Source organism: Roseateles aquatilis, assembly GCF_002205645.1.
In the GTDB taxonomy this organism is placed as follows: domain Bacteria; phylum Pseudomonadota; class Gammaproteobacteria; order Burkholderiales; family Burkholderiaceae_C; genus Roseateles; species Roseateles aquatilis.
Genome location: NZ_NIOF01000001.1, coordinates 924,989 through 951,248 on the forward strand (window position 1 = coordinate 924,989; position 26,260 = coordinate 951,248).

General features: G+C 69.9%; 23 protein-coding genes. 15 read left to right on the top strand and 8 right to left on the bottom strand.

Features of this window, described 5'->3' with window-relative positions; translation table 11 throughout:
• From ugpE to ugpQ, 3 genes are all read left to right on the top strand, one after another.
• Positions 1–849 carry a sn-glycerol-3-phosphate ABC transporter permease UgpE gene (gene ugpE, locus CDN99_RS03910; RefSeq protein ID WP_088382758.1) on the top strand — a complete coding sequence of 283 codons (849 nt, stop codon included), beginning with the start codon at positions 1–3 and terminating at the stop codon, positions 847–849.
• 49 nt (positions 850–898) lie between these two features.
• Complete coding sequence (locus tag CDN99_RS03915; protein WP_088382759.1) at positions 899–1,984, top strand: sn-glycerol-3-phosphate import ATP-binding protein UgpC; 1,086 nt, start codon at positions 899–901, stop codon at positions 1,982–1,984.
• Between the two features lie 79 nt (positions 1,985–2,063).
• Positions 2,064–2,822, top strand: a complete 759-nt coding sequence (gene ugpQ, locus CDN99_RS03920) for a glycerophosphodiester phosphodiesterase (protein ID WP_088383392.1) — start codon at positions 2,064–2,066, stop codon at positions 2,820–2,822.
• A 30-nt stretch (positions 2,823–2,852) separates the two neighbouring features.
• On the opposite strand, the gene CDN99_RS03925 is transcribed toward ugpQ, so the two are convergent.
• The 3 genes from CDN99_RS03925 to CDN99_RS03935 form a co-directional block, all read right to left on the bottom strand.
• Entirely contained in the window at positions 2,853–3,470 is a 618-nt protein-coding gene (locus CDN99_RS03925) for a GNAT family N-acetyltransferase (protein WP_202820218.1), read from the bottom strand.
• Positions 3,471–3,487: 17 nt separating this feature from the next.
• Positions 3,488–4,843 (bottom strand): MFS transporter, encoded by a 1,356-nt coding sequence (locus CDN99_RS03930; RefSeq protein ID WP_088382761.1) that lies wholly within the window; start codon positions 4,841–4,843, stop codon positions 3,488–3,490.
• 385 nt (positions 4,844–5,228) lie between these two features.
• Positions 5,229–6,860, bottom strand: a complete 1,632-nt coding sequence (locus CDN99_RS03935; protein ID WP_088382762.1) for a gamma-glutamyltransferase family protein — start codon at positions 6,858–6,860, stop codon at positions 5,229–5,231.
• A 190-nt stretch (positions 6,861–7,050) separates the two neighbouring features.
• Here CDN99_RS03935 and CDN99_RS28585 point away from each other — a divergent pair, with 190 nt between their 5' ends.
• Complete coding sequence (locus tag CDN99_RS28585; protein WP_088382763.1) at positions 7,051–7,317, top strand: hypothetical protein; 267 nt, start codon at positions 7,051–7,053, stop codon at positions 7,315–7,317.
• Positions 7,318–7,445: 128 nt separating this feature from the next.
• On the opposite strand, the gene CDN99_RS03945 is transcribed toward CDN99_RS28585, so the two are convergent.
• Entirely contained in the window at positions 7,446–7,715 is a 270-nt protein-coding gene (locus tag CDN99_RS03945) for a (2Fe-2S)-binding protein (protein WP_238139346.1), read from the bottom strand.
• A 175-nt stretch (positions 7,716–7,890) separates the two neighbouring features.
• The gene (gene bfr, locus CDN99_RS03950) at positions 7,891–8,367 is read right to left on the bottom strand and encodes a bacterioferritin (RefSeq protein WP_088382764.1); all 477 of its coding nucleotides are present in this window, start codon (positions 8,365–8,367) and stop codon (positions 7,891–7,893) included.
• Positions 8,368–8,572: 205 nt separating this feature from the next.
• Here bfr and hemP point away from each other — a divergent pair, with 205 nt between their 5' ends.
• The 8 genes from hemP to CDN99_RS03990 all read left to right on the top strand — a co-directional run bounded on the left by hemP (position 8,573) and on the right by CDN99_RS03990 (position 17,326).
• Entirely contained in the window at positions 8,573–8,803 is a 231-nt protein-coding gene (gene hemP, locus CDN99_RS03955) for a hemin uptake protein HemP (RefSeq protein ID WP_088382765.1), read from the top strand.
• Between the two features lie 225 nt (positions 8,804–9,028).
• Positions 9,029–11,248, top strand: coding sequence for a TonB-dependent hemoglobin/transferrin/lactoferrin family receptor (locus tag CDN99_RS03960; RefSeq protein WP_088382766.1), 2,220 nt, complete (start codon positions 9,029–9,031; stop codon positions 11,246–11,248).
• Between the two features lie 16 nt (positions 11,249–11,264).
• The gene (locus tag CDN99_RS03965; protein WP_088382767.1) at positions 11,265–12,359 is read left to right on the top strand and encodes a hemin-degrading factor; all 1,095 of its coding nucleotides are present in this window, start codon (positions 11,265–11,267) and stop codon (positions 12,357–12,359) included.
• Positions 12,353–13,228 (top strand): heme/hemin ABC transporter substrate-binding protein, encoded by an 876-nt coding sequence (locus CDN99_RS03970; RefSeq protein ID WP_088382768.1) that lies wholly within the window; start codon positions 12,353–12,355, stop codon positions 13,226–13,228. The genes CDN99_RS03965 and CDN99_RS03970 overlap by 7 nt, the downstream gene beginning before the upstream one ends.
• A gap of 52 nt (positions 13,229–13,280) precedes the next feature.
• The gene (locus CDN99_RS03975; protein WP_088382769.1) at positions 13,281–14,354 is read left to right on the top strand and encodes a FecCD family ABC transporter permease; all 1,074 of its coding nucleotides are present in this window, start codon (positions 13,281–13,283) and stop codon (positions 14,352–14,354) included.
• Complete coding sequence (locus CDN99_RS03980; RefSeq protein WP_088382770.1) at positions 14,354–15,163, top strand: ATP-binding cassette domain-containing protein; 810 nt, start codon at positions 14,354–14,356, stop codon at positions 15,161–15,163. Before CDN99_RS03975 ends, CDN99_RS03980 begins: the two co-directional genes overlap by 1 nt.
• Positions 15,160–15,897 carry an energy transducer TonB gene (locus CDN99_RS03985; protein WP_088382771.1) on the top strand — a complete coding sequence of 246 codons (738 nt, stop codon included), beginning with the start codon at positions 15,160–15,162 and terminating at the stop codon, positions 15,895–15,897. Before CDN99_RS03980 ends, CDN99_RS03985 begins: the two co-directional genes overlap by 4 nt.
• A 13-nt stretch (positions 15,898–15,910) precedes the next feature.
• Positions 15,911–17,326 carry a DUF2325 domain-containing protein gene (locus CDN99_RS03990; protein ID WP_238139347.1) on the top strand — a complete coding sequence of 472 codons (1,416 nt, stop codon included), beginning with the start codon at positions 15,911–15,913 and terminating at the stop codon, positions 17,324–17,326.
• Positions 17,327–17,342: 16 nt separating this feature from the next.
• Here CDN99_RS03990 and truD read toward each other — a convergent pair whose 3' ends face one another.
• The gene (gene truD / locus CDN99_RS03995) at positions 17,343–18,356 is read right to left on the bottom strand and encodes a tRNA pseudouridine(13) synthase TruD (RefSeq protein WP_088382772.1); all 1,014 of its coding nucleotides are present in this window, start codon (positions 18,354–18,356) and stop codon (positions 17,343–17,345) included.
• Positions 18,357–18,513: 157 nt separating this feature from the next.
• A complete protein-coding gene (locus CDN99_RS04000; protein WP_088382773.1) occupies positions 18,514–19,938 on the bottom strand; it encodes an aminotransferase-like domain-containing protein in 1,425 nt (474 codons plus the stop codon).
• 220 nt (positions 19,939–20,158) lie between these two features.
• On the opposite strand from CDN99_RS04000, the gene CDN99_RS04005 reads away from it, so the two are divergent.
• The 3 genes from CDN99_RS04005 (at position 20,159) to CDN99_RS04015 (ending at position 23,212) form a co-directional block, all read left to right on the top strand.
• Positions 20,159–20,398, top strand: a complete 240-nt coding sequence (locus CDN99_RS04005) for a hypothetical protein (protein ID WP_310732463.1) — start codon at positions 20,159–20,161, stop codon at positions 20,396–20,398.
• Between the two features lie 21 nt (positions 20,399–20,419).
• Positions 20,420–20,830 (top strand): glycosyl-4,4'-diaponeurosporenoate acyltransferase CrtO family protein, encoded by a 411-nt coding sequence (locus tag CDN99_RS04010; protein ID WP_141100617.1) that lies wholly within the window; start codon positions 20,420–20,422, stop codon positions 20,828–20,830.
• Positions 20,831–21,022: 192 nt separating this feature from the next.
• Positions 21,023–23,212: a prolyl oligopeptidase family serine peptidase gene (locus tag CDN99_RS04015; RefSeq protein ID WP_088382775.1), complete on the top strand. Its 2,190-nt coding sequence runs from the start codon at positions 21,023–21,025 to the stop codon at positions 23,210–23,212.
• Positions 23,213–23,814: 602 nt separating this feature from the next.
• Here the strand turns inward: CDN99_RS04015 and CDN99_RS04020 are convergent.
• Positions 23,815–26,250, bottom strand: a complete 2,436-nt coding sequence (locus tag CDN99_RS04020) for a membrane-bound PQQ-dependent dehydrogenase, glucose/quinate/shikimate family (RefSeq protein WP_088382776.1) — start codon at positions 26,248–26,250, stop codon at positions 23,815–23,817.
• Positions 26,251–26,260 lie beyond the last annotated feature (10 nt).

Below are 26,260 nucleotides of genomic sequence, written 5' to 3' on the forward strand. Positions count from 1 at the left end.
ATGGTCGAGCGCCGCCCCGCCCTGACGCTGCTGTCGCACCTGATCCTGATCCTGGGCGTGCTGGTGGTGGCGTTCCCGCTGTACATCGCCTTCGTCGCGTCGACGCAGACCGCCGACGCGATCCTGCAGTCGCCGATGCCGCTGCGGCCCGGCTCGCACCTGATCGACAACTACAGCGCCGCGCTGTTCGGCAGCAGCGGTGCGGGCTCCAAGGCGCCGGTGGGTCGCATGATGTGGATCAGCCTGGTCAGCGCGCTGGTGATCGCGGTGGGCAAGATCGCGATCTCGCTGCTGTCGGCCTTCGCGATCGTGTACTTCCGCTTCCGCTTCCGGACCTTCTTCTTCTGGGCCATCTTCGTCACGCTGATGCTGCCGGTGGAGGTGCGCATCGGCCCGACCTACCAGGTGGTGGCCGACCTGCAGATGCTCAACAGCTATGCCGGCCTGACGGTGCCGCTGATCGCGTCCGCGACGGCGACCTTCCTGTTCCGGCAGTTCTTCCTGACGGTGCCCGACGAGCTGGTCGAGGCCGCGCGCATCGACGGCGCGGGGCCGCTGCGCTTCTTCCGCGACGTGCTGATGCCGCTGTCGGTGACCAGCATCGCCGCGCTCTTCGTGATCCAGTTCATCTACGGCTGGAACCAGTACCTGTGGCCGCTGCTGGTCACCACCAACGAGGACATGTACCCCGTCGTCATCGGCATCAAGCGCATGATCGCCGGCGGCGACGCGGCCAACGACTGGAACATCGTCATGGCCACCGCGATGCTGGCGATGATCCCGCCGGCGCTGGTCGTGGTGCTGATGCAGCGCTGGTTCGTCAAGGGCCTGGTGGACACCGAGAAGTGACCCGGCCCACGCGCGGACCGGCCCGACACAACGCATAGAAGAAGACCCGATGGCAAGCATCTCCCTGCGCAACGTCGTCAAGCAATACGGCCATGGCGCCAAGGCGAATCCGGTGATCCACGGCGTCAGCGCAGAGATCGCGGACGGCGAGTTCGTCGTCATCGTCGGCCCGTCGGGCTGCGGCAAGTCCACGCTGCTGCGCATGGTCGCCGGCCTGGAGGAGATCAGCTGCGGCGAGATCGCGATCGCCGGCCGCGTCGTCAACCAGGTCGAGCCGGCCGACCGGGACATCGCGATGGTGTTCCAGAACTACGCGCTCTACCCGCACATGAGCGTCTTCGAGAACATGGCTTACGGGCTCAAGATCCGCAAGCTGCCCGCGGCGGAGATTCGTGCCCGCGTCGACAAGGCCGCGGGCATCCTGGAGCTCGGCCACCTGCTGGCGCGCAAGCCGCGCGAGCTCTCCGGCGGCCAACGCCAGCGCGTCGCGATGGGCCGCGCGATCGTGCGCGATCCGCAGGTCTTCCTCTTCGACGAGCCGCTGTCCAACCTCGACGCCAAGCTGCGCGTGCAGACTCGGCTGGAAATCCAGAAGCTGCATCGGGAGCTGGGCGTGACCTCGCTCTTCGTCACCCACGACCAGGTCGAGGCGATGACGCTGGCCCAGCGCATCGTGGTGATGAACGCCGGCCGCATGGAGCAGTTCGGCACGCCCGAGGAGGTCTACGGTCGACCGGCGACGACCTTCGTCGCGAGCTTCATCGGCTCGCCGGCGATGAACCTGCTCAATGGCATCGTCCGGGACAACCGCTTCGTGATCGGCGACGCCGCGTTCCACCTGCCGCTGCCGGCGCCGCGCCAGGGCGAGCTGATCCTGGGCCTGCGCCCGGAACACGCGCTGCCGCACGACGGCCAGCGCGCCGCCGCCGATGCCGCGGAATGGCCGCTGAAGGTGGAGATGGTGGAGATGCTCGGCGCCGAGCGGCTGGTGTACGGTCGCCTCGGCGGCGCGCCCTTCACGCTGCGCATCGATGCGACCGACACGCCGCCGCGCCCCGGCGACGAGATGCCGTTGAAGGCTCCGGGCGAGCGGCTGCATTGGTTCGACCCGGCGACGGGTCGACGCGTGGACTGAGCGCCCCGGGCGGGCGCGCACAAGGAGAACCGCGATGACGACGGACCGCGACACGACCGCGCCCCTGACGACCCGAGCGATGGACGAGGCCGACTGGCCGTGGTCCCTGCCCTTCTGGGTGGCGCACCGCGGCGCGGGCAAGCTCGCGCCGGAGAACACGCTCGCCGCCTTCCGCGAGGGCGCCCGGCACGGCTATCGGGCCTTCGAGTGCGACGTGAAGCTGAGCGCCGACGGCGTGCCCTTCCTGCTGCATGACGCGACGCTGGACCGCACCACGCCGGCCCGCGGTCGCGCGGCGGACCTGAGCTGGAGCGAGCTCTCGCGCCTGGATGCCGGCCGCTGGCACAGCCGCGCCTACGCGGGCGAGCCGCCACCCAGCCTGGAAGCGATCGCCGCGTTCGTGCGCCGCAACCAGCACGCGCTCAACATCGAGATCAAACCCACGCCGGGCGAGGCCTTCCTCACCGGCGAGGTCGTCGGGCGCGAGGTGCTGCGACTGTGGGGCGAGACGGCGCCGTCGTCGGTGCTGTTCAGCAGCTTCGAGCCCGAGGCGCTGCGCGGCGCGCGCGAGACCGCGCCGCAAGTGCCGCGCGGCCTGCTGCTGGACAGGCTGGAGCCGGCGGACGCCTGGCTGGGGCTGGCGCAATCGCTGGGCTGCCGCGCGGTGATCACGCATTACGCGCTGATGGACCAGGCGCTGGTGACGCGCCTGCACGAGGCGGAGATGAAGGCGCTGGTCTATACCGTCAACGACGCGGCATCGGCGCAGTGGCTGATCGCCAATGGGGTGGACGGCATCATCACCGACGCGGTGGACCGCTTCAGCCCGACGGCTTGAGGCGCCGGCGCGGCGGGCGGCCGCGGTGGGTCAACGCGGGGTCGGCGCGAGCAGTTGGTCGACGCCCGTCATGCCGTAGACGCAGGTGTCCGAGGGCAGGCCCTTGACGTCCAGCGCGTCCTGACGCAACACGCCTTCGAGCGTGAAGCCGCAGCGTTCCGCCACGCCGCGGCTGGCGACATTGCGGGCATCGGTTCGGATCTCCATGCGCCGGGCGTGCAGGTGCTCGAAGCCCAGCCGCGTCAGCGCGACGACGGCCTCGGCCGCGAGCCCGTGGCCGGTGAACTCCGGCGCGAGCCAGTAGCCGATCTCATAGCGCCGCACCTTCCATTCCAGCGTGTGCAGGCCGGCGCCGCCGATCATGCGTCCGGGCCGTCCATCCGGGCCGCGCAGCCTCACGAAATAGGCCAGATGTTCTCGCAGCAGGAATTGCGCCTGCATGCGACGCGCGACGGCCTCGGATTGCTCGGCACTGGGGATGTCGCGCGCCCAGGGCATCCACGGGCGCAGATGCTCAATGGCGCCGACGACCGCGAGGTTCAGGGCAATGCCGTCGCCGGCACGGGCACAGGTCAAAAAAAGACGCTCGGTCTCGAGCGTCTCCGGCACCTGGATCAGGATGGGATCGTCGGAAGGCATGACTCGCATGGGGGTGTGAAGCTCCGTCAGTTGCCACCGGCAGTTTGCAAGTTCATGCCACCAGGCTGCGCCTCGGCGCCCAGGGGCGGCTCTTCCTCGATGCGGGGCAGTTCCCGCACCGCGCGGATCGCCTGCACGCGCCAGGCCGCCGCGGCCAGCAGCAGCGCGCCGATGCCGGCGAATCCAAGCGCGGCACGCAGGCTGACGTGCTCGCCCAACCAGCCGCCGATCAGCGCGCCGGGGCCGGCGGGGATCAGGATCAGCCAGCGCATCGTGCTCGTCATCCGACCCAGCAGCGGGCCGGGCGTCACCGCCTGCCGCAGCGACAGGAAGTTGATGAAGATGAAAACCGCGCCGACCCCGAACATGAACAGCGCGAAGGCGAAGGCCGCCACGCCCAGCGCCGTCGCCGGCGCCACCGCCAGCGCGGTCCAGCCGACGCCGCAGATCGCGAAGCCGCTCACCAGGCAGGGCCCGGGGCCGAGCCGCGCGCTGACGCGGTGGCCGAAGAAGCTCGCCAGCACGGTGCCCGCGCCGAGCGCGATGTAGGCCAGGCCCACGCTCTGCGCCGACAGGCCCAGCACCCGCGTCGCGAAGAGGATCTGCACCACTTGCGCCGCCTGGTTGAACATCTGCCAGCCGCCGACCGCGCAGGCCAGGCTGACCAGCATGCGCTTGCCGCGCACGAACGCGACGCCCGCCTTCAGGTCGCGCCAGAAGTCGGCGCCGTCGCGGCGATGCAGCGTCTCGGTGACCTTCACGCCGCGCAGGATCATCGCGGACGCCAGCAGCAGCAACGCGTCGACCGCCAGCGCCAGCGGCGCGCCGACCAGCTTGATCAGCGCCCCCGCGACACCGGGCCCGGCGACTTCCGCGCCGGACGAGGCCAGCGCGTTCTTCGCGTGCGCCTCCACCAGGCGATCACGGCTCACCACCTGCGTCAGCACGATCTGCGCGGCGCTGCCGGCGATCGTGTAGACCGTGCCGAGCAGGAAGCCGACGAAGTACAGCCACGGCATGCCCAGCCAGCCCAGCCACGCGGCGATGGGCACGCTGCCGACGGCGATCGCGAGCGTGACCTCGCCCACGACGTAGACCGGCAGCTTGCGCACCCGGTCCAGCCAGACGCCAGCCGGCAGCGAGAACAGCACGAAGGGCAGCAGTTCCATCGCGGTGAGCAGGCCCATCTGCGTCGGCGTGGCATGCAGCAGCACCGCCGCGGTCAGCGGCAGCGCGAGCAGGGTGATCTGCCCGCCCAGCGAGCTGATCAGGATCGACGACCACAGGCGGCGATAGACGAGATCCCGCAGCAGGTCGCCAGCGGGAAGACGCAGCAAGTCGAGCAGGCGGTCGACCAACGCGGATGGCCTCTTGGGCAGCATGATGAAACTCCGGCAGCGGTCCGGATCCGGCGTCGTGCGCCGCGATGGGACCGGGCGGTCCCCGGGCGACGAGCGCCGGAGCCGCGGAAAAGCAAAGAGACCTGGGGAGCCGCTCCTTGGCATCGACGAATCGGAGCCGGGCGGCGGATGGCGGGCAGTCGCCTAGGGTCGTCGCATCGCCGGACCGTGGGCACGAGCGCGCGCCAACGCCAGGGCGTCGGGTTTGGTGCGGTCGAGCAGCTTGGTCATGGTCGGTCGGCGGGCCCGCGAGGGCCGGCGGTGCGGAGCTTCCGGGGAGGAAGAAGGCGCCGATGCTATCAGCGCCGGGTTGTCATCGGCAAGTGCGGAAAGGCAGGGGTGGGCGTGCTGCGAGGACGCGCGCGGCTCACCAGCCCGCCGCCAGGCCGTCGCGGCGCGGATCGCTGGCGGCGACGTAACCCTCGACCGCCGGGTCGCCCAGGCGCCAGATGAATTGGCCGGCGCCGAAGTCCTGGTAGCTGTCGTGGATGTCGCCGATCTGATGGCCGAGCGAGCGCAGGCCCTCGATGGTGTCCGGGCGCATCGTCGGCTCGATGTTGATCGACAGGCCCTCGTTGAAGCGCCAGCGCGGCGCGTCGCAAGCGGCCTGCGGGTGCTGGCGGTAGTCGAGCATCCGCACCAGCGTCTGCATGTGGCACTGCGGCTGGATGTTGGCGCCCATCACGCCGTAGCTCATGCGCGGCTGGCCGTCCTGCATCAGGAAGGCCGGGATGATGGTGTGGAACGGCCGCTTGCCCGGCGCGACGACGTTGGCGCTGCCGGCCTCGCGCGTGAAGCCGTGACCGCGGTTCTGCAGCGACAGGCCGTACCCCGGCACGACGATGCCGGAGCCGAAACCCAGGTAGTTGCTCTGGATGAAGCTGACCATCATGCCGCTCTCGTCCGCCGCGGTCAGGTAGATGGTGCCGCCCTTGACCGGGTTGCCGGCCTTGAAGTCCTGCGCGCGCTTCATGTCGATGAGCTTCGCGCGCTGGGCGAGGTAGGCGGGATCCAGCATCTGCTCGACCGTGACGGCCATCGCGGCGGGGTCGCTGACATAACGATAGACATCGGCGAAGGCGAGCTTCATCGCCTCGATCTGCAGGTGCTGCGAGGCGGTGCCATCCAGCGGCAGCGACGCGACGTCGAAGTTCTTGAGGATCCCCAGCGCGATCAGCGCCGCGATGCCCTGCCCGTTCGGCGGGATCTCGTGCAGCGTGTGGCCGGCGTAGTCCATCGCGATCGTGTCGACCCATTGCGGCGTGTAGGACGCGAAGTCGGCCGCGGTGATGGCGCCGCCGGTCTCGCGGGCGTAGGCGCCCACGACGTCGGCGATCTCGCCGCGATAGAAGGCCTCGCCCTTCGTCTGCCCGATGAGGCGCAGCGTGCGCGCCGCCTCGGGGAAGCGGAAGACCTCGCCCACTTCGGGTGCCCGCCCCTTCGGCAGGAAGGCCTGCGCGAAGCCGGGCTGCGAGACGAGGTCCTGTACCTCGGAGGCCATGCGCCACTTGTTCTGCACGACCAGCGGCACGGCGTAGCCGCGCTCGGCGATCTCGATCGCGGGCGCCATCAGGTCGGCGAAGGGCAGCTTGCCGTAGCGCTCGCTCAACGCGACCCAGCCGGCCACCGCGCCCGGCACCGTGACGGCGTCCCAGCCGCGACGGGGCATGGCCGTGCCAGGGCCGTACTTGCGGTCGAAGTACTCGGGCGTCCACGCCCGCGGCGCGATGCCGGAGGCATTCAGCCCCTGCAGCGACCGGCCGTCCCACACGATCGCGAAGGCGTCCGAGCCCAGGCCGTTGCTGCAGGGCTCGACGAGGGTCATGCAGGCGGCGGTGGCGATCGCGGCGTCGACCGCGTTGCCGCCTTGCGCCAGGATGCGCAGGCCGGCCTGCGCCGCCAGCGGGTGCGAGGTTGAGACGACATTGCGCGCGAAGACCGGGCTGCGCTGGCTGGGATAGGCGTGGCGCCAGTCGAAGGCGTGCGGGGAGGCGGGCATGGGGAGGTCTCCGATGTTCTTGGCGAGCGATCTTGCCCGATGCCTGGCGCCGCCGACAGCGCGCAAGACCTGACCCGGGCGCGTGGCGTGCGATGAACGTAACGCATTGCAAAGCAGTGGGGGCGTGTCAACACAATGCGAACCGGTGTCGTTGTTAGCTCACCTTGTTCAACCCGCTGGAGTAACCCAGATGCAAGCCTTCAAGACCGTCAAGACCCTGGCCCTGATCCCCGCCCTGCTGATTGCCGGCGTCGCGATGGCCCAGACCCCGGCAACGCCGACCACCGCGCCGACCACCGCCATCGCGCCGGCCGCCGCCGCGGCCCCGGCTTCGGACGCCAAGGCCGAGCACAAGGCCAAGCATCACAAGGCCGCCGGCGACAAGACCGCGCACAAGAGCCACAAGAAGGAAAAGGCCGCGAAGCCCGCCGACGCCGCCTCCGCCGCGGCCAAGTAAGCCTCCTGCCCCCGGGCGCCCCTCGGGACGCCCAGGACGCAAAAAACCGCAGCACCGGTCACCCGGTCTGCGGTTTTCTCTTTGGGCGCGCGGATCGTCGGATCCGGGCTTGTGCGGAGGCGGTCCGCTCAGGCGGTCAGTTGCGCGATAGGGATCACACGCGACTGACCGTGCCCATGACTGGCGCACGTGACGCCGTGCGCCGCGGCGCAGGCCCGCAGGGCCTCATCGAAGACTTCGCGGGCGCAGTCGTGGCAGCTGCCGCAGGCGGAGGCGACATGCGTCTCGTCCTGCAGGACATCGAAGTTGTGCACGCCGTCGGCGACGGTGCGGCGGATGTCGCGGTCGGAAACTCGGTGGCAGAGGCAAACGATCATGGCGGCGGCGGTCAGGATCAACCTGGAATGGCCGTGATACTAACGCAAACGCGAATTCCTCTCAATTAGCCCAACAAGCCCCTGCCATTCGTCGGTGAACAACCACACGAAAGTGCCACGCCGGTGCGCCATCGCCCGCGGCGGGCGCAAAAAAGCCCCGGCTGGCCGGGGCTTGGAGGATGAACGTGGCTGGCGATCAGTTGGCTTCGCCCATCTGGCTTTGCAGCCAGTTCTGCTCGCCGAGTTGCGCGACCAGCTCGATCTGGGTTTCCAGATGGTCGATGTGCTCCTCGGTGTCGGACAGGATCTCTTCGAGGACCTCGCGCGAGACGTAATCGCGGACGGTCTCGCAGTACGCGATGGCTTCCTTCAGCAGCGGATGGCTGCCGGTCTCGATCTTCAGGTCGCAGTGCAGCACCTCGACGGCGTTCTCGCCGATGTACAGCTTGCCCAGGTCCTGCAGGTTCGGCAGGCCTTCCAGCATCAGGATGCGGTCCATCAGCTTGTCGGCGTGCTTCATTTCCTCGATGGATTCCTGGTACTCGTGCTTGGCCAGGCGCTCCAGGCCCCAGCTCTTGAGCATGCGGTAATGCAGGAAGTACTGGTTGATCGCGGTCAGCTCGTTCTTCAGCTGAGCGTTCAGATATTCGATGACCTTGGCATCGCCCTTCATGTTCTTCTCCTGGAATTCCGGTGTGGGATGGGGCGCATTGTCTCCATCCACACGGCCAGTGGGGACAAGACCCGCCAAGCCCGTTCTGCATGCGAAGCGTTCGCAGCCCCATTCGGTTCCCCTTGCAACCCTGATTCCGTCAAAAGAAAACAATCGCGGCGATTCTCTGTTGCAATTGCGAATGGTTCTCATTAAGATGCCACGCATGACTGCCTACCACCACACCCACACCGAGGCCCTGCAAGCCGCCGCGCTGGACAGCGCGCGCGTCGTCGCAGGTTCGCCGCGCGTCGAAGCGGCTCCCGTCGTGATCCAGCGTCGCCGCGTCAGCAGCCAGGCCCTGCTGGGTAACGACCGCGAGGTCGAGATCGAGCACTGCGGCCAGCTCTATCGGCTGCGGGTGACGTCGCTGGGCAAGCTCATCCTCACGAAGTGATCGGCTGATCCGCCGGTCCGCCCCGCGCGGCGACCGGCACAGCCGTTCAAACCCGCTCTCCGAGCCTCCAGGAACGCCCGCGGGCCGCTCGCCGGCCGCTGCCGTACCACCGCGATTTCCGTTTTCGACTCCCTGATCCCGGGCCGCGCCTTCGCGCCGGCCACCGCACCAGCCCGCGTCCAGCCAGCCCGTGCGAGATCCAAGAACTCCAAGGACCTCGTCACCATGCTTCTGCGCCAGACGCCCGTCGCGCTCGCTCTCTCGCTCGCCTTCCCGCTCGCCCTGTCGGTGGCTCAGGCACAGACCCAGCCGGCGCCCGCCCAGCCCCCTTCCGCCGCCGAGGCGCCGCATCAGCTCGGCGAGCTGACCGTCTCCGCGACGCGCACCGAGCGCTCGACCGACGCGGTGCCGAGCACGGTCACCGTGAAGAACCGCAAGCAGCTCGAGCGCCGCGACGCGCGCGATCTGAAGGACCTGCTGTCCGACGAGGTCGACATCGACGTGCGCGCGATGACGCCGCGCTTCTCCGCCGCCGGCTCGTCGCTGGGCCGCGCGGGCAACGAGGGCCTCAACATCCGGGGCCTGGACGGCAACCGCGTCCTCATGATGATCGACGGCATCCGCGTGCCGCAGTCCTTCTCGTTCGGTCCCTTCGCCAGCGGCCGGGCCGACTTCGTCGATCTCTACAGCCTGACCAGCGCCGAGGTGCTGCGCGGCCCGACGTCCACCTCCTTCGGCAGTGACGGCCTGGCCGGCGCGCTGAGCCTGCGCACGCTGTCGCCGGAGGACTTCCTGCGCGGCGGCAAGACCTTCGGCGGTACCGCGCGCATCGGCGCCAACAGCGTCGACGACTCCAAGGTCGCCACGGCCGCCGTGGCCTTCGGCTGGGGTGACTGGAGCAGCCTGGTGCAAGCGTCGGTGCGCCGCGGCCACGAGACCAGGAACCAGGGCGACAACGACGCGCCCAACAGCAACCGCACCAAGCCCAACCCGACCGACATCGACACGGACAGCGTGATGGCCAAGCTCGGCTATCGCGTCAACGCCAACCACCGCCTGACGGGCACGGTGGAGTACCGCACCCGCAAGACCGACACCAACGGCCTGAGCGCCGTCGCGCCGGCCGCGACCCAACCGACCTCGGTGCTGGCCCTGGACGCGCACGACAAGATGGAGCGCCGCCGGGTCTCGCTGGAGCATCGCTACGAGGACCTGAACGCGCCGTGGATCCAGCAGTGGACGACGCAGCTCTACGCCCAGAACAGCGAGACGCGCCAGTACAGCTTCGAGGATCGCAACACCTCGGCCGACCGCATCCGTGACAGCAACTACAAGGAACGCCTGATCGGCCTGACGACGCAGGCGCAGACACAGTTGACCGGCCAGCGCCTGAGCTACGGGCTGGACGTCAGCCGCAATCGCATCTCCAGCGTGCGGGACGGCACCGTGCCGCCGGCCGGCGAAACCTTCCCCTCCAAGGCCTTCCCCGACACCGACTACACCACCGCCGGCGCCTTCCTGCAGGACGAGATCGACGCGGGCGACTTCACGGTCATCCCGGCGCTGCGCTACGAGACCTACAAGCTCAAGCCCAAGACCGCCGGCTACACCGGTGCCGTGGTGTCGCTGAGCGACAGCGCGGTGACGCCGCGCATCGGGGTGATCTGGCGCGCGTTGCCGGCGCTGCAGCCGTACGTGCAGTGGTCGCAGGGCTTCCGCGCGCCGACGCCGGACCAGGTCAACAACGGCTTCGCCAACCCGGTGCAGGGCTACCGCAGCATCGGCAACCCCGACCTGAAGCCGGAACACGCCACCAGCTGGGAACTGGGCGTGCGCGGCCAATGGGCCGAGGTGCTGCGCTGGCAGTTGAGCGCCTACGACAACCGCTACCGCGACTTCATCTCGCAGGAGCAGGTCGGCGGCGCCTTCACGCCGTCGAACCCCGCGATCTTCCAGTTCGTGAACCTCGCGCAAGCCCGCATCAAGGGCGTCGAGGCGCGCGCGGCCTGGGCGGTGACATCGGGCCTGAGCGTGAACGCGTCGGTCGCGAAGTCGCGCGGCCACAGCATCCTGGCCGGCGAGGAGCGCCCGCTGAACAGCGTGCAGCCGCTGCGCGGCAAGCTCGGCCTGCGCTACGACGCCGGCCCCTGGACGGCGGACGCCACCTGGGTGCACAGCTCGGGCAAGAAGCCCTCGGACATCTACATGACGCAGGGCGTCGTCCAGTACGCGCCCAAGAAGTACGACGTCGTCGACGCCGGCGCGAGCTACCGCCTCACGCCGACCTGGACCGTCGCCGCCGTCGTGACCAACGTCTTCGACAAGAAGTACTGGCGCTGGAGCGACGTCATCGGCGCCACCAGCACCACGTCGAGCTTCCCGACCATCGATGCCTTCACCGCCCCCGGCCGCGCCATCCAGGTGTCCCTGCGCGCCGATTTCTGATCAGGAGTCCCTTTCCATGCAAGCCAGCTTCACCGCCCTGCGACACGCCTTCGCCACCGCACGCCAGGAGCGCAAGGCCCGCCACCGCGACATCGCCAGCGCCCTGAGCATCTCCGAGGGCGAATTGCTCGCCGCCCACATCGGCCCCTTCGCGGACGACGAGTCCCCGCTGCGCGCACGCCGCCTGCGCGCCGAGTGGCAGGACCTGATCGCCGCGCTCGAGCCGCTCGGCCCGCTGATGGCGCTGACCCGCAACGAGTCCTGCGTGCACGAGAAAGTCGGCGTCTACCAGGACGTCAGCGCGCAAGGCCCTCAACGCCTGGTCGGCCTGGTGCTGGGCGGCGCGATCGACCTGCGCGTCTTCTACAGCCACTGGCGCCACGGCGTCGCCGTCGCCGAGCGCCTGTCCGACGGCGCGCTGCAGCGCAGCCTGCAGTTCTTCGACGCCGCCGGCCTGGCGATCCACAAGGTGTTCCTGCGGCCCGAGAGCGATGTCGCCGCCTACGAGGCGCTGGTCGCGCGCTTCCTGTCCGACGACCAGCAACCCGGCCTCGAGCCGGGCGAGGTCTTTCAAGACCCGGCCGAGACGCCGGACGAGCGCATCGACGTCGCGACCTTCCGCGGCGAGTGGGCGTCGCTGCGCGACACGCACGAGTTCTTCGGCCTGCTCAAGCGCCACGGCCTGAGCCGCACGCAGGCGCTGCGCCTGGCGGAGCCGCGCTTCGCGCAGCCGCTGCCACTGTCCAGCGCGCAGGAGCTGCTCAGCCGTGCCGCGCAGGAAGGCGTGTCCATCATGGTCTTCGTCGGCAATCCCGGGATGATCCAGATCCACAGCGGCCCGGTGCACAAGGTCGCGATGATGGGGCCGTGGATCAACGTGCTGGACGCGGGCTTCAACCTGCATCTGCGCGAGGACCACATCGCCAGCGCCTGGCTGGTCCGCAAGCCGACGGTGGACGGGCTGGTCTGCTCGCTGGAGCTGTTCGACGCGCAGGGCCGCACGATCGCGATGCTCTTCGGCGAGCGCAAGCCCGGCCAGGCCGAGCGTTGCGACTGGCGCAACCTGCTGGAAAGCCTGGTGGAAGGCGCGCCGGAGGCGGTGCCATGCTGAGCCGCCGCCATGTCCTGTCGCTGGCGCCGGCCGCGGCGCTGCTGTCCGTCACCGGTCGCGCCTGGGCCGCGCCGCAACGCATCATCAGCGTCGGCGGCGCGCTGACCGAGCTGATCTACGCGCTCGGCGCGCAAGGCGAGCTGGTCGGCGTGGACAGCACCTCGCTGTATCCCGCCGCGGCGCTGAAGCTGCCCAACGTCGGTTACGCGCGGACGTTGGCCGCCGAGGGCCTGCTGTCGCTGGCGCCGACGATGATCGTCGCCACCGAGGAGGCGGGCCCGCCCGCGGTGCTGCGTCAGCTCGAAGCGGCCAAGGTGCCGCTGCACGTGCTGCGCGCGGAGCACCGCTTCGAGGGCATCGTCGACCGCACCCGGCAGCTCGGCGAGCTGCTGGGCCGCCGGACGCAGGCCGCGGCCCTCGCGCAGGCGCTGCAGACCGACTGGGCCGCGAGCCGCCAGCAGGTGGCGCGCGTCGCCGCCGGCCATCGCGCGCCGCGCGTGCTGTTCATCCTTTCGAATGCCGCCAACCAGGCGCGCATCGCCGGCAGCCAGACGGCGGCGGACTCGATGATCGTCTACGCCGGCGGCGTCAATGCGCTCGGCGACGCGCAGGGCTACAAGATGCTCTCGCCGGAGGCGGCGATCGCCGCGGCGCCGGACGTGATCCTCGCGACCACGCAAGGCGTGGAGGCCAGCGGCGGCGTCGACGGCTTGCTGAAGCTGCCCGGCCTGGCGCAGACGCCGGCCGGCCAGCAGCGCCGGGTCGTCGTGATGGAGACGATGGCGTTGCTCGGCTTCGGGCCGCGCACGCCGCAGGCGCTCAGGGCACTCGCGCAGGACCTGCATGCACCGGCGGGCAAAACCGCGTGATCACGGTGGTCCGAGCCCCGCGCGCCCTGCCCCGACACCGGACGGCCCCACGATGAGCGCCCTCGGCTCCACCCTGCCCACGGCCGCCGCCGCTTCCGGCACGCGGCCCGCGTGGCCGCGCCCGGCGCTGCTCGCGCTGACGCTGGTGATCGTCGTCATCGTCGTCGTGCAGTTCGGCGCCGTACCGATCGCGATGGCGGACTGGTTCAACGGCCCCTGGAGCGATGCCGCCAAGACCGGCGGCGCGCATGTGCTGTGGCAACTGCGCCTGCCGCGCATCGGCCTGACGCTGGCCGTCGGCGCGGCGCTCGGCCTGGCCGGCGGGCTCAGCCAGGCGCTGTTCCGCAATCCGATGGCGGAGCCCAGCCTGCTCGGCGTCACCAGCGGCGCCGCGGCGGCCGTGGCGCTGACGCTGACGGTCTTCGCCGGCATGCACGCGGTCATTCCGCCGGACGCGCGGCTGTGGCTGCTGCCGGCGGTGGGATTCGTCGGCGCGCTGTCGGTGTGCTTCGCGCTGGACCGGCTGTCGCGCTGGCTGGCGCCGGGCTCGATCGCGGCGCTGCTGCTGTGCGGCCTGGCGCTGCAGGCGATGACCTTCGCGATCGTCGGCCTGTGCAGCTTCCTCGCCAACGACGAGCAACTGCGCGCGATCAACTTCTGGACGCTGGGCTCGCTGGCCGGCGCCAACTGGACGATGGCCGTGGTGATGGGCGGCGCGCTGCTGCTGCTGGGCGCCTTCGCGCTGCGCCTGGCACCCCGCCTGAACGCGATGGCGCTGGGCGAGGCCGCCGCGGCGCATGTCGGCATCGACGTCGAGCGCCTGCGCTGGCAGAGCATCGCGATCGTGGCGCTGCTGTCGGCGCTGGCGGTCGCGTGGTGCGGCAACATCGGCTTCATCGGTCTGATGGCGCCGCATCTGGCGCGCCAGCTGGTCGGCGCGGACCAGCGCCGCGTGCTGCCATGCGCGATGCTGGCCGGCGCACTGCTGCTGGTGATCGCGGACACGCTGGCACGCACGCTGGCGGTGCCGGCGGAGATCCCCGTCGGTGTCTTCAGCGCGCTGATCGGCGCGCCATGGTTCCTGTTCCTGCTGCGCGGCGCGGTGCGCCGCATGGGGAGCGCGTGATGGGGACGCTGCTCTGCCTGCAGGACGTGCGCGTGGCGCTGGGCGACACCACGATCGGACCGCTGACGCTGAGGATGACCGCCGGTGAGCGCGTCGCAATCCTCGGTCCCAGCGGCGCCGGCAAGTCCACCTTGCTGCGCCTGATCGCCCGCGAGCTGCGACCGTCCTCCGGTGCCCTCGTCTTCGAGGGCCGCGCGCTGGTGGACTGGTCCGCCGCCGAGTTGGCGCGGCGCCGCGCGGTGCTGCCGCAACAGCACGGCGTGGCCTTCGGGCTGCCGGTCGAGCTGGTCGTCGCGCTGGGCCGCGTCGCGCGTCAGGGCGACGGCCATCAGGCGACGATCGTGCGAGAGGCGCTGGTCCAGGCCCAGGCGGAGCACCTGCTCGGCCGGCGCTTCGACACGCTGTCCGGCGGCGAGCAGGCGCGCGTGCAACTGGCCCGCGTCTTCGCGCAGGCCTGGGATGCGCGCGATGGCCTGCTGCTGGTCGACGAGCCGGTGGCCGCGCTCGATCCGGGGCTGAGCCTGTCGCTGATGGCGTCGATGTCGGACTTCGCCGCGCAACGCGGTCACGCGCTGGTCGCGGTGCTGCACGACCTGAACCTGGCGCTCAACCACTTCGACCGCCTCTGGCTCATGAAGGGCGGCCGGCTGCTGGCCGATTGCGACGCGCTGCCGTCGACGCTGCCCCTGCTGGAGCAGCTCTACGACACGCGCCTGCGGCTGCTGAGCGACGAGCACGGCCTGGCGGTGCTGCCGCTGAGGAGCACCACCGCCAACGCGGCACGCCAGCGCGAAAGGACTCGCGCATGAAGTTGCAGGGCGTGCCGCGCTGGCGTGGGTGGGCGGTGACCGGCGTGGTGCACGTCGCGATGCTGTTCGCGCTGGCAAGCGCCTTCACGCCGGCACGCCCGCCGCTGCCCTCGCCGCCGACCATCAGCGCGCGGCTCCTGCCGTCCTCGCCACCCCGGCCGTCCACCCGCGTGGCGCCGCCACTGCCGATCACGCTGCCCCGCTCCGCGCTGGTCCTGCCGCCGATGCCGGAGATTCCTCCACCGTCCGTGCAGATCGTCGCCACGCCGACCGCCGCGGTGGCCGCGACCCCGCTGCGCTTCGATCCGCCCGCCGCCGCGCCCGAGTCGGCAACGACCTCGGCCCGCCCGTCCCCTGTCGCGACAGCGATGGCCACGCCGACCGCGGCGACCGTTCCGACGCCGTCGACGGTGCTGCCGGCCACCGAATCGCCGGCCTCGCTGCCCGCCGACCATCGCCTGTGCAGCGAGCGCCAGATCGCGCGCCACTACCCCGCCATGCTGCGCGAGCGCGGCATCCAGGGCCAGGTGGTGCTGCGCGTGAAGGTCGATGCCGACGGCCACGCGGCGGAGGTCGTCGTCTCCGGCGGCAGCGGCTGGCGCCTGCTCGACGAGGCCGCGCGCCGCGTCGCCGAGTCCTGCCCCTATCTCCCGGCCCGTCGCGGCGACCAGCGCCTGGTCAGTTGGGTCGAGTACCCGGTGCGCTTCGCGCTCCAGTCCCCCACCTTGCAGTAAGGAGTCCGCCGCCATGTGCGACAAGCCCTCCCAGACCTCGCTCCTGAGCCTGCTGGCACGCGACGCCGCGTCCGGCACCACGGGCATCGGCCCGGCCGCCAACGCGCCCTTCCCCGCCGCCGACGCGATGCCCGCCGCGGTGGCCGGCCTGCCGCTGGCGCAAGCGCTGGCGCGCGGCGACGCACCGTCCGCATCGGACGAGACGCCGGTGCCGCGCGGCTCGCGCCGTCGCCGGTTGTGGGAGCTGCCGTCGCAGGCGCTGTGCCCGGTCATCGGCGTGTGCCTGCCGATGCCGGTGCTGCGACGCAAGCTGGGCAAGGTGCTCGGCGGACAGGCGATCGCCAACGACTACGAGCTCCATTGCGGCGCCATCAACGAATGCGCGCGACGCGGCCCGGTGTCCGAGATGCTGCAGAAGGAACTGGACCATCGCTTCGCGATCGCGCTGCGCCAATCCTCCCAACACAAGACCGCCGAGGCGCTGACGCGCTGGTGGAACGCCGCGCAGATGGGCAACGACGTGGCCGGCGCGCTGTGGGGCGCGCTGACGCACGCGCGCTGTGACGCGGCCTTGCAGGAGCAGGTCCTGCGGGACATCCACATGCTGCAGCACCAGGTCGGCTCGGCCAACCGCGCGGACCTTCAGCGCATGGAATCGCTGGAAGACGAGAACGCCGTGCTGGCGCGCGAGCTGGGCCAGGCCCAGTCGCGCAGCACGCGGCTGCTGGCCGAGCGCGCCCGCGAGCTCGAAGCGTCGCAAGCCGAGTGCCTGCGGCTGCGCGGCGAGCTGATGGCCCGCGACACGCTGGCCGCCGGCCTGCGCGACGAGCTTCAACAACTGGAAGAGAGCGTGCCGGGCCTGCGTCATCGGCATGAGCAGGCCAGGCACCTGCAGTCGCAACAGGAGCGCATCCATCAGCTGGAACGCGCGCTGCTCACCGCGCGCCAGCAGGCCGAGCGCGAGCAACGCCGCGCCGAAGAAGCGCAACTCGCGCTGGAGCAGATGGAGCAGCAGCAGGCGCAATGGGCGACCCAGATGGCGTCCACCCAGCCCCCCGCGCCCGAGGCCGCGATGCCGTCGCTGGACGAGCGCTCGGTGCTGTGCGTCGGCGGCCGCCCGGCCGTCGTGCCGATCTACCGGCAACTGATCGAGCGCACCGGCGGCCGCTTCCTCCACCACGACGGCGGCGAGGAAGACGCGGTCGCGAAACTCGACGCCAGCCTGGCCGCGGCGGACCTGGTCATCTGCCAGACCGGCTGCATCAGCCACGACGCGTACTGGCGCGTGAAGGACCATTGCAAGCGGCACAACAAGAAGTGCGTGTACATCGAGTCGCCGAGCGCCAGCGGTCTTCGGCGTGCGCTGGGCTCATTGGGCAGCGACTACCCGACGGAAGCGACGGCCGTTCAGCCGGGCGATCGAGACTGAATCGGCGCGGACACCGTCATTCGACAGACGCGGACTCGTTCTCCGTTTGCCGGGCGGGCTCCGTGACGCGGAGGATCTCGTTCAGAACGGACGTGGCGTAGTTTCCGGCGGGCAAAGAGAACGTGAGCACCAGTTGATTGGCTTGCGGCCATTCCCATGACATCTCCGCCGGGCTCGCCACCAGGGCGCGGCGCTCCTGATCCAGACCGGCGTGTTCCATGCCGTCGCACAGGATGGCGTGACGCTCGGCCACGCCGTTCTCCAGGGCTTGCGCCTGATCCGTGGCGGTCACGCGGCCACGTCCCCAGAGCGGCCCGGTGGGGCGGCCCGCCTCGTCCATCACGTCACCGGGCAGGGTCTGGCCCCAGAGTCCCTGCTGAACTCGCAGCGCCAGCACTTCATTGAAGACGAAGGAGCGCACCGCAGACAGGTAGATGCCTTTCTTCTTCGGGTTGCGCACGCGGATTTCGCGCGCCAACATGGCCCGGCCCTGCTCGACGTTGCCGCCGTCGTGGCCGAAACGCTGGGCGCCGAAGTAGTTGGGCACGCCGCGTGACGCGACGGCCTTGAGGTTGGCCTCGATGGCGTCGCGGTCGCCGGTCACGTCACGCAGCACGATGCGGAACCGGTTGCCCTGCAGATCGCCGGGACGCAGCTTCTTCACGTGGCGGCTCTGGCTCAGGACCTTGAACTCCGGGTGCTGAAGCAGGGTCAGGTCAGGTGTCTCGCCCTTCGGCAGATAGATGCTGAACCACTGACGGGTGATGGCGTAGCGGTCCTTGAGGCCGGCATATCCCACGTCCCTGTCCTGCACGCCGGCGGCCTCGGCCAGTTGCTGGGCGACGAAGGCGGTGTTGGCGCCGTTCTTTTCGATGTCCAGCCAGATGTGTTCGCCCTCGCCGGAGGGCAGTTGCAGCGGCAGTTCGGTCACGATGAAATCCTCGTTGAGGAGTTTCAGGGTGGCGCTGGCGCCGCTGGCCGGATAAGCGTTGGGCCACTGCGGCAAGGTCGTGTATTGAGCGTCGGTCATGAGCGGTCTGACTGCACCAGCTGTGGATACGGACAGGCTGTCCAGCCGACCAGGGGCAGTCCGGACAGCGATTCTCTCCTGACCCGCATGCCTCGCGCGCCGCGATGGCTTGCCGTCCACGCGACTTGTGGACCTGCTCGCCAAAGGCGCTGGCGAGTCAGGCAGCCCCGCCCTGGCGCACGAGCGCCTTTGCAATCTGCCCCAAGGTCCTCAGCGCCCCTTCGACGCGCGGGTTGTCCGGATGCCCGAAGTTGAGCCTCAAGTGGTGCGTGAATCGGTGTTCGGTCGAGAACAGATGCCCCGGCGCGATGCTGATGTCATGAGAGAGGGCGACCCTGTGCAGTTCCAGCGCGTCGATCTGGGCGGGCAACTCGACCCAGACGCAATAGCCGCCCTCCGGTTGCGTGATACGGGTGCCCTGGGGAAAGCACTTGGCGATGGTCCTCAGCACGGCTTGGCGGTTCGTGACGAGCGCTTGCCGAAGCTGCCGCAGGTGCCGGTCGTAGCCGCCCCGCCGGAGGTATTCGCTCAAGCCTTCCTGTATCGGCACGGGGGTGGCCAATGAACTCATGAGCTTGCGGCGGCTGACGTCCCGCGCGAACCGGCCGGCGGCCGCCCAGCCGACGCGGAACCCGGGCGCCAGCGACTTCGAGAACGAGCTGCAGTGCAGCACCAGGCCGGACTTGTCCCAGCCCTTGGCGGGCCGTGGGCGAGCGCCGAAGTACAACTCGCCGTAGACGTCATCCTCGATGAGCGGAATCTCGCGCTCGGCGAGCAACGCCACCAGCGCCGCTTTGGCCGCGTCGGGCATCAGGCTGCCCAACGGGTTCTGGAAATTCGGCATCAGCCAGCACGCCTTGACGGGATGGCGTTCGACGACGGCCGCCAGCGCCGCGACGTCGATGCCGGTGCGTGCATGGGTGGCCACCTCGACGGCCTTGAGCCCGCGGCGCTCCAGCGCCTGCAAGGCGCCGTAGAAGGTCGGCGACTCGATGGCGACCAGGTCCCCCGGCTTCGTGACCACTTCCAGGCACAGGTTCAAGGCCTCCATCGCGCCGTTGGTCACGACGATTTCGTCCGCGTCGACCTTGCACCCGGCGCCCAGATAGCGCAGGCCGATCTGGCGTCGCAGTTCGGCGCTGCCCGGCGACAGGTCCTCGACCGTGCGCCAGGGGTCCAGCCCGCGCGCGGCCTTGCCAAGAGACAGTGCCAGCTTGTCCAGGGGAAACAAGGTCGGACTCGGAAACGCCGATCCCAGCGGCACGACGGCCCGGTTGCGCGCCAGCCCCAGCACCTGGAACACCAGCTCCGACACCTCGACGCTGCGCTCTTCGGCCAACGGGTCCGACGCGTGGGGTTCAGGGTGCGGAAACGCCGCCTGGTTGACGAAATAGCCCGACCGCGGCCGCGCCTCGATCAAGCCGCGGGCCTCGAGCAGGTAGTAGGCCTCGAAGACGGTGGAAGGGCTGACGCCGCGGTCCTTGCTCGCTTCGCGGACCGAAGGCAGACGGTCTCCGGGGCGAAGTTGCCCTGCGGCGATGGATGCCGCCAAGTCATCGGCCAGGACTTCGTAGCGCTTCATGAAGAGGGATGCTGATATGGCTCGTGGCGTGGAACGCCGCACTGTATTGGCAACGACCGTTCACAGCCAGCCTCCTCTCGGACACCCATCTGATCCGGTGTTTTTCCAAGAATCTGAATCTGTACTTTCCCTACCTTCGCGAGCACAGTGCCAATCGGCGCCCCGAGGTCGTGCTCCTCACGATGGCTGGCGTCGAGGAAAAGTCTGGAAGATCGAAATCATGGAATGGGTGCCCACCGTCTTCATTGCGTTCAAGGTCAGCGTGCTGGCCATTGGCATGTTCTACGCCATCAAGTGGCACTACGACAAAGCAAGGAAGGAGAACGGGGCGCAGAAGCAGCGCGCGCTGCTCCGCGCGGGCGGCGTCGTGGTCGTTGTCTTCGTGTTCTTGCTCGCCGCCCTCTTGCTCCTGACCTTCGGCCTTGGCTCCATGCTCGGCATCGACTTGACCTTCTCGTGACGCGTGGGAATCATCGGATCGATGCTGTTCGACTACTTCAAACCAAAGAGCTTCGAGACGGTCAATGGTAGGAGCGTCTATCGCTACCTGGGGATCGACTTCTTCAAGAAGCACTTGCTCTTGACGGACCTGATCTTGTTCCGTGCCCGCGGAAAGCCTCAATTCGATCTGAACGCAGGCGGAAGGCAAAAAGAACTCGAGCGGCTGGAGTGGCAGACACGGCGTGATGAATCAATACACCTCGCGTTCATGGGCGTGGTTGCCGCCATTGCGCTGGCAAAAGGCGATGACCTGTCCGCAGGTCAATGGATTGGAATATTCCTGATCAATCTCTACGCCAATGTCTATCCGATCTTCCTGCAGAGGCACAACAGGATTCGTCTCCTCAAGCTGCTCGCGCCTCTGACATGCGCCATGCGACGTGGCAGTTGAGGCAGGTGTCCGGTTGAATCCGCCCTGCATGGCGGCCCGCCACACCTGCCTTCCGATCCATCGGCCGCCCTTCGCGCGAAGCGCCCCACCCTGACCAAAGGCACCCCACCTGACCAGGGGCACAATCGTCGCCCACCGCCCCGCCGGTCATGAGCCGCGGGACGGGGTCCACGACTCCCAGGAGCTCACCGCATGAATTCCCGTCTTTCGCTGACCGCCGCGCTGGTGGTCGGACTCGGCACCGGCCTGACCGCCACCGCGCAGTCGTCCGCCCCCATCGCGCCCACCTCGATCGCCGCACAGGGCCTGACCTACCCGGTCACCCGCAAGGTCGATCAGACCGACAACTACCACGGCACCGTCGTGGCCGACCCGTACCGCTGGCTGGAGGACGACAACAGCGCCGACACCAAGGCCTGGGTGAAGGCGCAGAACGCCGTCACCGACAGCTACCTGGGCGCCATGCCGCAGCGCCTGCCCACGCGCAAGCTCTATACCGACCTGTACAACTTCGAGAAATTCGGCGTCCCGTACAAGGAAGGCGGCCGCTACTTCTGGAGCCGCAACGACGGCCTGCAGCAGCAATCGGTGCTCTACACCGCGCGCAGCCTGAAGGACACGCCCACCATCGCGCTGGACCCGAACACGCTGTCCAAGGACGGCACCGTCGCGCTGACCGGCACCGCCGTCTCGCGCGACGGCAAGCTGATGGCCTACGGCATCGCCGGCGCCGGCTCCGACTGGCAGACCTGGAAGGTGCGCGACCTCACCACCGGCAAGGACCTGCCCGACACCATCGAGTGGGTGAAGTTCTCCGTCGCGTCCTGGACGCCGGACGGCAAGGGCTTCTTCTACGCCCGCTACGACGCGCCCAAGGCCGGCGAGGCGCTGACCGCCGCCAACTACTTCCAGAAGGTCTACTACCACCGCCTGGGCACGCCGCAGAGCACCGACACGCTGGTGCTGGAGAACCCGGCCGAGAAGCAATGGGGCTTCGGCACCGACGTCACCGACGACGGCCGCGTCGCGCTGATCACCATCAGCCGCGGCACCGAGCGCACCAACGGCCTGATGGTCCTGCCGCTGGACGGCAAGGGCGGCTACGCCGGCGCCAAGCCGATCCCGGTCACGCTGAGCTTCGACGCGGAGTACAGCCCGGTCGTGCTCGACGGCCATCGCCTGGTCGTCAAGACCGACAAGGACGCGCCGCGCGGCCGCCTGATCACCATCGACCTGGGCAAGGACTGGCGCGCCAAGGATCCCAAGACCTGGGCCACGCTGGTGCCCGAGTCCAAGGACGCGCTGGTCAACGCCAACGGCGTCGGCGGCGAGCTGCTGCTGAGCTACCTGCAGGACGCGTCGACCCTGGTGCGCGTGCACGCGCCCAGCGGCAAGCATGTGCGCGACATCGCCCTGCCCGGCGTCGGCACCGCGGCCGGCTTCGGCGGCCGGTGGCACGACCCCGAGACCTTCTTCAGCTACACCAGCCTGACCACGCCGGGCGAGATCTATCGCCTCGATGCCAGGAGCGGCAAGACCGAGCTGTTCAAGCGCGCGCAGACCGCGTTCGACGCCGACCAGTACGAGAGCAAGCGCGTCTTCGTCACCAGCAAGGACGGCACGAAGTTCCCGATCTTCATCGCCCACCGCAAGGGCCTGAAGCTGGACGGCACCAACCCGACGCTGCTCTACGGCTACGGCGGCTTCAACGTGCCGATGACGCCGGGCTACGGCGTCACCGCCGCGACCTGGATGAAGATGGGCGGCGTCTACGTGCTGGCGGTCCTGCGCGGCGGCGGCGAGTACGGCTCCGCCTGGCACGAGGCCGGCACCAAGCTCAAGAAGCAGAACGTCTTCGACGACTTCATCGCCGCCGGCGAGTACCTCGTCGCCAGCAAGTACACCCAGCCCGCCAAGCTCGCCATCAACGGCGGCTCCAACGGCGGCCTGCTGATCGGCGCGGTGGTCAACCAGCGCCCCGAGCTGTTCGGCGCGGCCGTGCCGCAGGTCGGCGTGATGGACATGCTGCGCTTCCACAAGTTCACCATCGGCTGGGCCTGGACGTCGGACTACGGCAGCTCGGAGAACGCCGACGAGTTCAAGGCACTCTACGCCTACTCGCCGCTGCACACGATCAAGAACGGCCAGCGGTATCCGGCCATCCTGGTCACCACCGGCGACCACGACGACCGGGTCGTCCCGGCCCACAGCTTCAAGTACACCGCGACGCTGCAGGCCGCCGACACTGGCCCGGCGCCCAAGCTGATCCGCATCGAGACGCAGGCCGGCCACGGCGCCGGCAAGCCGACCTCGAAGATCATCGAGGAGCGGGCCGACATGCTGGCGTTCATCGCCAACACCTTCGGGCTGGACGTGAAGTGAGGTGATCCCCGGTGAGGCAAGCCGGCCTCGGCCCTGCTGACGCCGCTTCACCGAACGATCGGAAATAGGCGCAAATTCCAGCCACTTGTTTGGCTGGATTTGCGCCGTTTTCTTTCCGGCTCGGACTTTTTCCACGCGGCGATGATGCGAAGCATGAAGACACGCCGCACCCCCGCCGCCCCGCAGCCCACGCCCCCGCGTCCCTGCTCGCGAAGGCCGGTGCCGGCGCAGGACCCGCCGCCGCGGACCTGAGCTTCGCCCCTCGTCAAGCGCCCAGGCCGCGTCCCGCACGGGTCGCCCCATGGCCGGCGCTCACGCGCTCCCCATTCGCCACGCCGCAGCGCCACGCCCCAGCAGTCCGGGGCGTTCAGGCGGCGTCTTCAGCGCTCTTGCCCGACCCCCGCCATGGGTCGGGCTTTTTTTCGTCGCCGTCGCCTGCATCGAGGCCAGCGCACCTCGCCACATACGCTGTGGCGCCACGGGGGCTTCACTTCCAGCCCGGCATGCGGGGCGCTCGCAGGCGGCGCCAGTCAACAACGCCGGGGCCTCCGGCATCCGGGCGCGCCTGCTTCAAAGCCTGCGTCGTTGAGCAGGCCCCCGCGTCAGCGCTTCTCCAGCGCATACGCCCGCACCGAGTCGCCGGGCCGCGTCCCCGTCGACCCGTGCCCGCCCGCGATCACCAGCAGGTACTGCCGTCCGTCGGCGCCCAGGTAGCTCATCGGCGTCGCCTGGCCGCCGGCCGGCAGGCGGCTTTCCCACAGCTGGCGGCCGTTGTTGACGTCGTAGGCGCGCACGTAGTCGTCCATGCTGCCCGACAGGAAGGCCACGCCGCCGGCCGTCATCAGCGGGCCGCCCAGGCTGGGCACGCCCAGGCGGATCGGCAGCGGCACCGGCGACAGGTCGCGCACCGTGCCGTTGCGGTGGCGCCAGACGACCCGCCCATCGGTCAGATCGACACCCGCCACCGTGCCCCACGGCGGCGCCTGGCACGGGATGCCCAGCGGCGACGTGAAGGGCTTCATGCGGGCGGCGAACGGCGCGCCGAAGTTCTCGTTGAGCGCCGGCAGCGCGCCGGTGGGCTTGCCGTCGTCCTGCACCAGCTGCGTGGTGTCGTCGTGGCGCGGCACCAGCTGGGAGGTGAAGGCCAGCACGGCCGGCGTCGTGAACGCGATGCCGCGCACCGGATCCACCGCGATGCTGCCCCAGTTGAAGACACCGAAGTTGCCCGGATTGATGATCGACCCGCCGGTGGACGGCGGCGTGAAGCGGCCCTCGTAACGCAGCTTGTGGAAGGCGATGCGGCACCACAGCTGGTCGAACATCGTCACGCCCCACATGTCGCGCTCGGTCAGTTCCGGCGGATTGAACGAGATCGCCGACACCGGCTGTGTCGGCGCGGTGAAATCGCCCGCCGCGGCACCCTGCGGCGCCGGCGTCTCGGTGACCCGCAGCACCGGCCGGCCGTCGCGCCGGTCGAGCACGAACAGCTCGCCCTGCTTCGTCGGCTGTACCAGCGCCGGCACGGGCGGACCGTCCTGCCCCTTCAGGCGCAGCTCGATCAGCACCGGCTGCGCCGGGACGTCGTAGTCCCACAGGTCGTGGTGCACCGTCTGGAAGGCCCAGCGCACCTGGCCGGTGGCCAGGTCCAGCGCCACCACCGACGAGGAGTACTTCTCCACCGCCGGCGAGCGCTTGCCGCCCCACTGGTCCGGCGGCTGGTTGCCCATCGGCAGGTAGACCATGCCCAGCGCCTCGTCGACGCTCGCCACCGACCAGCTGTTGGGCGAGTTCGGCGTGTACTTCTGGCCGGCGGCGATCGGCGCGGTGGCCTCCGGATTGGCCGAGTCCCAGTTCCACACCAGCGCGCCGGTCTCGATGTCGTAGGCGCGGATCACGCCGGACTGCTCCTTCGTCGAGGCGTTGTCCAGCACGGTGCCGCCGACGATCACCAGCCGGCTCGACACCGCCACCGGCGAGGTCGAGTAGTACGCGCCCGCCTGCACATTGGGCATGCCGGCCCACAGGTCGACCGCGCCGTTGTGGCCGAAGCGGGGGCAGGTCTTGCCGGTGGCCGGGTCGAGCGCGATCAGGCGGCCGTCCGCCGTCGGCATGAACAGCTTGGCGGCGCACGCGCCGGCCTGCGCGCCGGCCGCGGCCATCGGGTCGGCGGGCGGCTGGTACGACAGGCCGCGGCAGGTCAGATGCTGCAAGGCCAGCTCGCCGCGCACCTGCGGATCGAAGCGCCACAACTCGCGGCCCGTCGTGGCGTCGAGCGCGAGCACCGTCTGATGCGGCGTGCACAGGAACAGCCGCTCGCCGACCTTCAGCGGCGTGACCTCGAAGGTGGTTTCCTTCGGGTCGCCGGGCCGGCCGCGCTTGTCGCCGGTGTGGAACTCCCAGGCCAGCTTCAGCTCGCCGACGTTGGCGGCGGTGATCTGCGCCAGCGGCGAGTACCGCTGACCCTGGCCGGTCCGGCCGTAGGCATGCCACTCCCCGTCGGGGATGCCGGACACCGCGGACGCCGACGAGGCCGACGCCTTCGGCGAATCCGGCATCGAGCCCTCGACCGCGTGCAGGTCCTGCGACATCGCGAACAGCGCGACGACGACGAAGGCCACCAGCACCAGCGTCAACGCGGTCCCCGGCGGGCTGCGCAGCGTGACGCGGCGCGGATCGTCGGCGGGCAGATGGCGGCGCATCGTCGGCACCAGCACCAGCAAGGCCAGGCCCGCAAGGAAAGGCACGCCCAGCCGCGCGCCCAGAGGCCACCAGTCCAGCCCGACCTCCCAGAGACTCCAGACCAGCGTCGCGGCGAAATACAGCGCGTAGCCGAAGACCGCCTCGCGCAAGCGCCCCCACATCAGCGCGCCGATCACCGCCCAGCACAGGCCCGTCAGCGCGTAGTACCAACTGCCGCCGACCGAGGCCAGCCAGCCCCCCGCGGCCAGCAACACGAAGCCGAACACCAGCAGCACCCCGCCGATGACACGGGCCAGCCAGGGAACGGGAGCCGGGGACGGCGCGAGGAGATGGGACATGGGCGGCGAT

Bases quoted from the DNA above. Each gene is read 5' to 3' on its own strand.
- ugpE (WP_088382758.1), top strand. From the start codon at position 1: ATGGTCGAGCGCCGCCCCGCCCTGACGCTGCTGTCGCACCTGATCCTG.
- CDN99_RS03915 (WP_088382759.1), top strand. From the start codon at position 899: ATGGCAAGCATCTCCCTGCGCAACGTCGTCAAGCAATACGGCCATGGC.
- ugpQ (WP_088383392.1), top strand. From the start codon at position 2,064: ATGGACGAGGCCGACTGGCCGTGGTCCCTGCCCTTCTGGGTGGCGCAC.
- CDN99_RS03925 (WP_202820218.1), bottom strand. From the start codon at position 3,470: ATGCGAGTCATGCCTTCCGACGATCCCATCCTGATCCAGGTGCCGGAG.
- CDN99_RS03930 (WP_088382761.1), bottom strand. From the start codon at position 4,843: ATGCTGCCCAAGAGGCCATCCGCGTTGGTCGACCGCCTGCTCGACTTG.
- CDN99_RS03935 (WP_088382762.1), bottom strand. From the start codon at position 6,860: ATGCCCGCCTCCCCGCACGCCTTCGACTGGCGCCACGCCTATCCCAGC.
- CDN99_RS28585 (WP_088382763.1), top strand. From the start codon at position 7,051: ATGCAAGCCTTCAAGACCGTCAAGACCCTGGCCCTGATCCCCGCCCTG.
- bfr (WP_088382764.1), bottom strand. From the start codon at position 8,367: ATGAAGGGCGATGCCAAGGTCATCGAATATCTGAACGCTCAGCTGAAG.
- hemP (WP_088382765.1), top strand. From the start codon at position 8,573: ATGACTGCCTACCACCACACCCACACCGAGGCCCTGCAAGCCGCCGCG.
- CDN99_RS03960 (WP_088382766.1), top strand. From the start codon at position 9,029: ATGCTTCTGCGCCAGACGCCCGTCGCGCTCGCTCTCTCGCTCGCCTTC.
- CDN99_RS03965 (WP_088382767.1), top strand. From the start codon at position 11,265: ATGCAAGCCAGCTTCACCGCCCTGCGACACGCCTTCGCCACCGCACGC.
- CDN99_RS03970 (WP_088382768.1), top strand. From the start codon at position 12,353: ATGCTGAGCCGCCGCCATGTCCTGTCGCTGGCGCCGGCCGCGGCGCTG.
- CDN99_RS03975 (WP_088382769.1), top strand. From the start codon at position 13,281: ATGAGCGCCCTCGGCTCCACCCTGCCCACGGCCGCCGCCGCTTCCGGC.
- CDN99_RS03980 (WP_088382770.1), top strand. From the start codon at position 14,354: ATGGGGACGCTGCTCTGCCTGCAGGACGTGCGCGTGGCGCTGGGCGAC.
- CDN99_RS03985 (WP_088382771.1), top strand. From the start codon at position 15,160: ATGAAGTTGCAGGGCGTGCCGCGCTGGCGTGGGTGGGCGGTGACCGGC.
- CDN99_RS03990 (WP_238139347.1), top strand. From the start codon at position 15,911: ATGTGCGACAAGCCCTCCCAGACCTCGCTCCTGAGCCTGCTGGCACGC.
- truD (WP_088382772.1), bottom strand. From the start codon at position 18,356: ATGACCGACGCTCAATACACGACCTTGCCGCAGTGGCCCAACGCTTAT.
- CDN99_RS04000 (WP_088382773.1), bottom strand. From the start codon at position 19,938: ATGAAGCGCTACGAAGTCCTGGCCGATGACTTGGCGGCATCCATCGCC.
- CDN99_RS04005 (WP_310732463.1), top strand. From the start codon at position 20,159: ATGGAATGGGTGCCCACCGTCTTCATTGCGTTCAAGGTCAGCGTGCTG.
- CDN99_RS04010 (WP_141100617.1), top strand. From the start codon at position 20,420: ATGCTGTTCGACTACTTCAAACCAAAGAGCTTCGAGACGGTCAATGGT.
- CDN99_RS04015 (WP_088382775.1), top strand. From the start codon at position 21,023: ATGAATTCCCGTCTTTCGCTGACCGCCGCGCTGGTGGTCGGACTCGGC.
- CDN99_RS04020 (WP_088382776.1), bottom strand. From the start codon at position 26,250: ATGTCCCATCTCCTCGCGCCGTCCCCGGCTCCCGTTCCCTGGCTGGCC.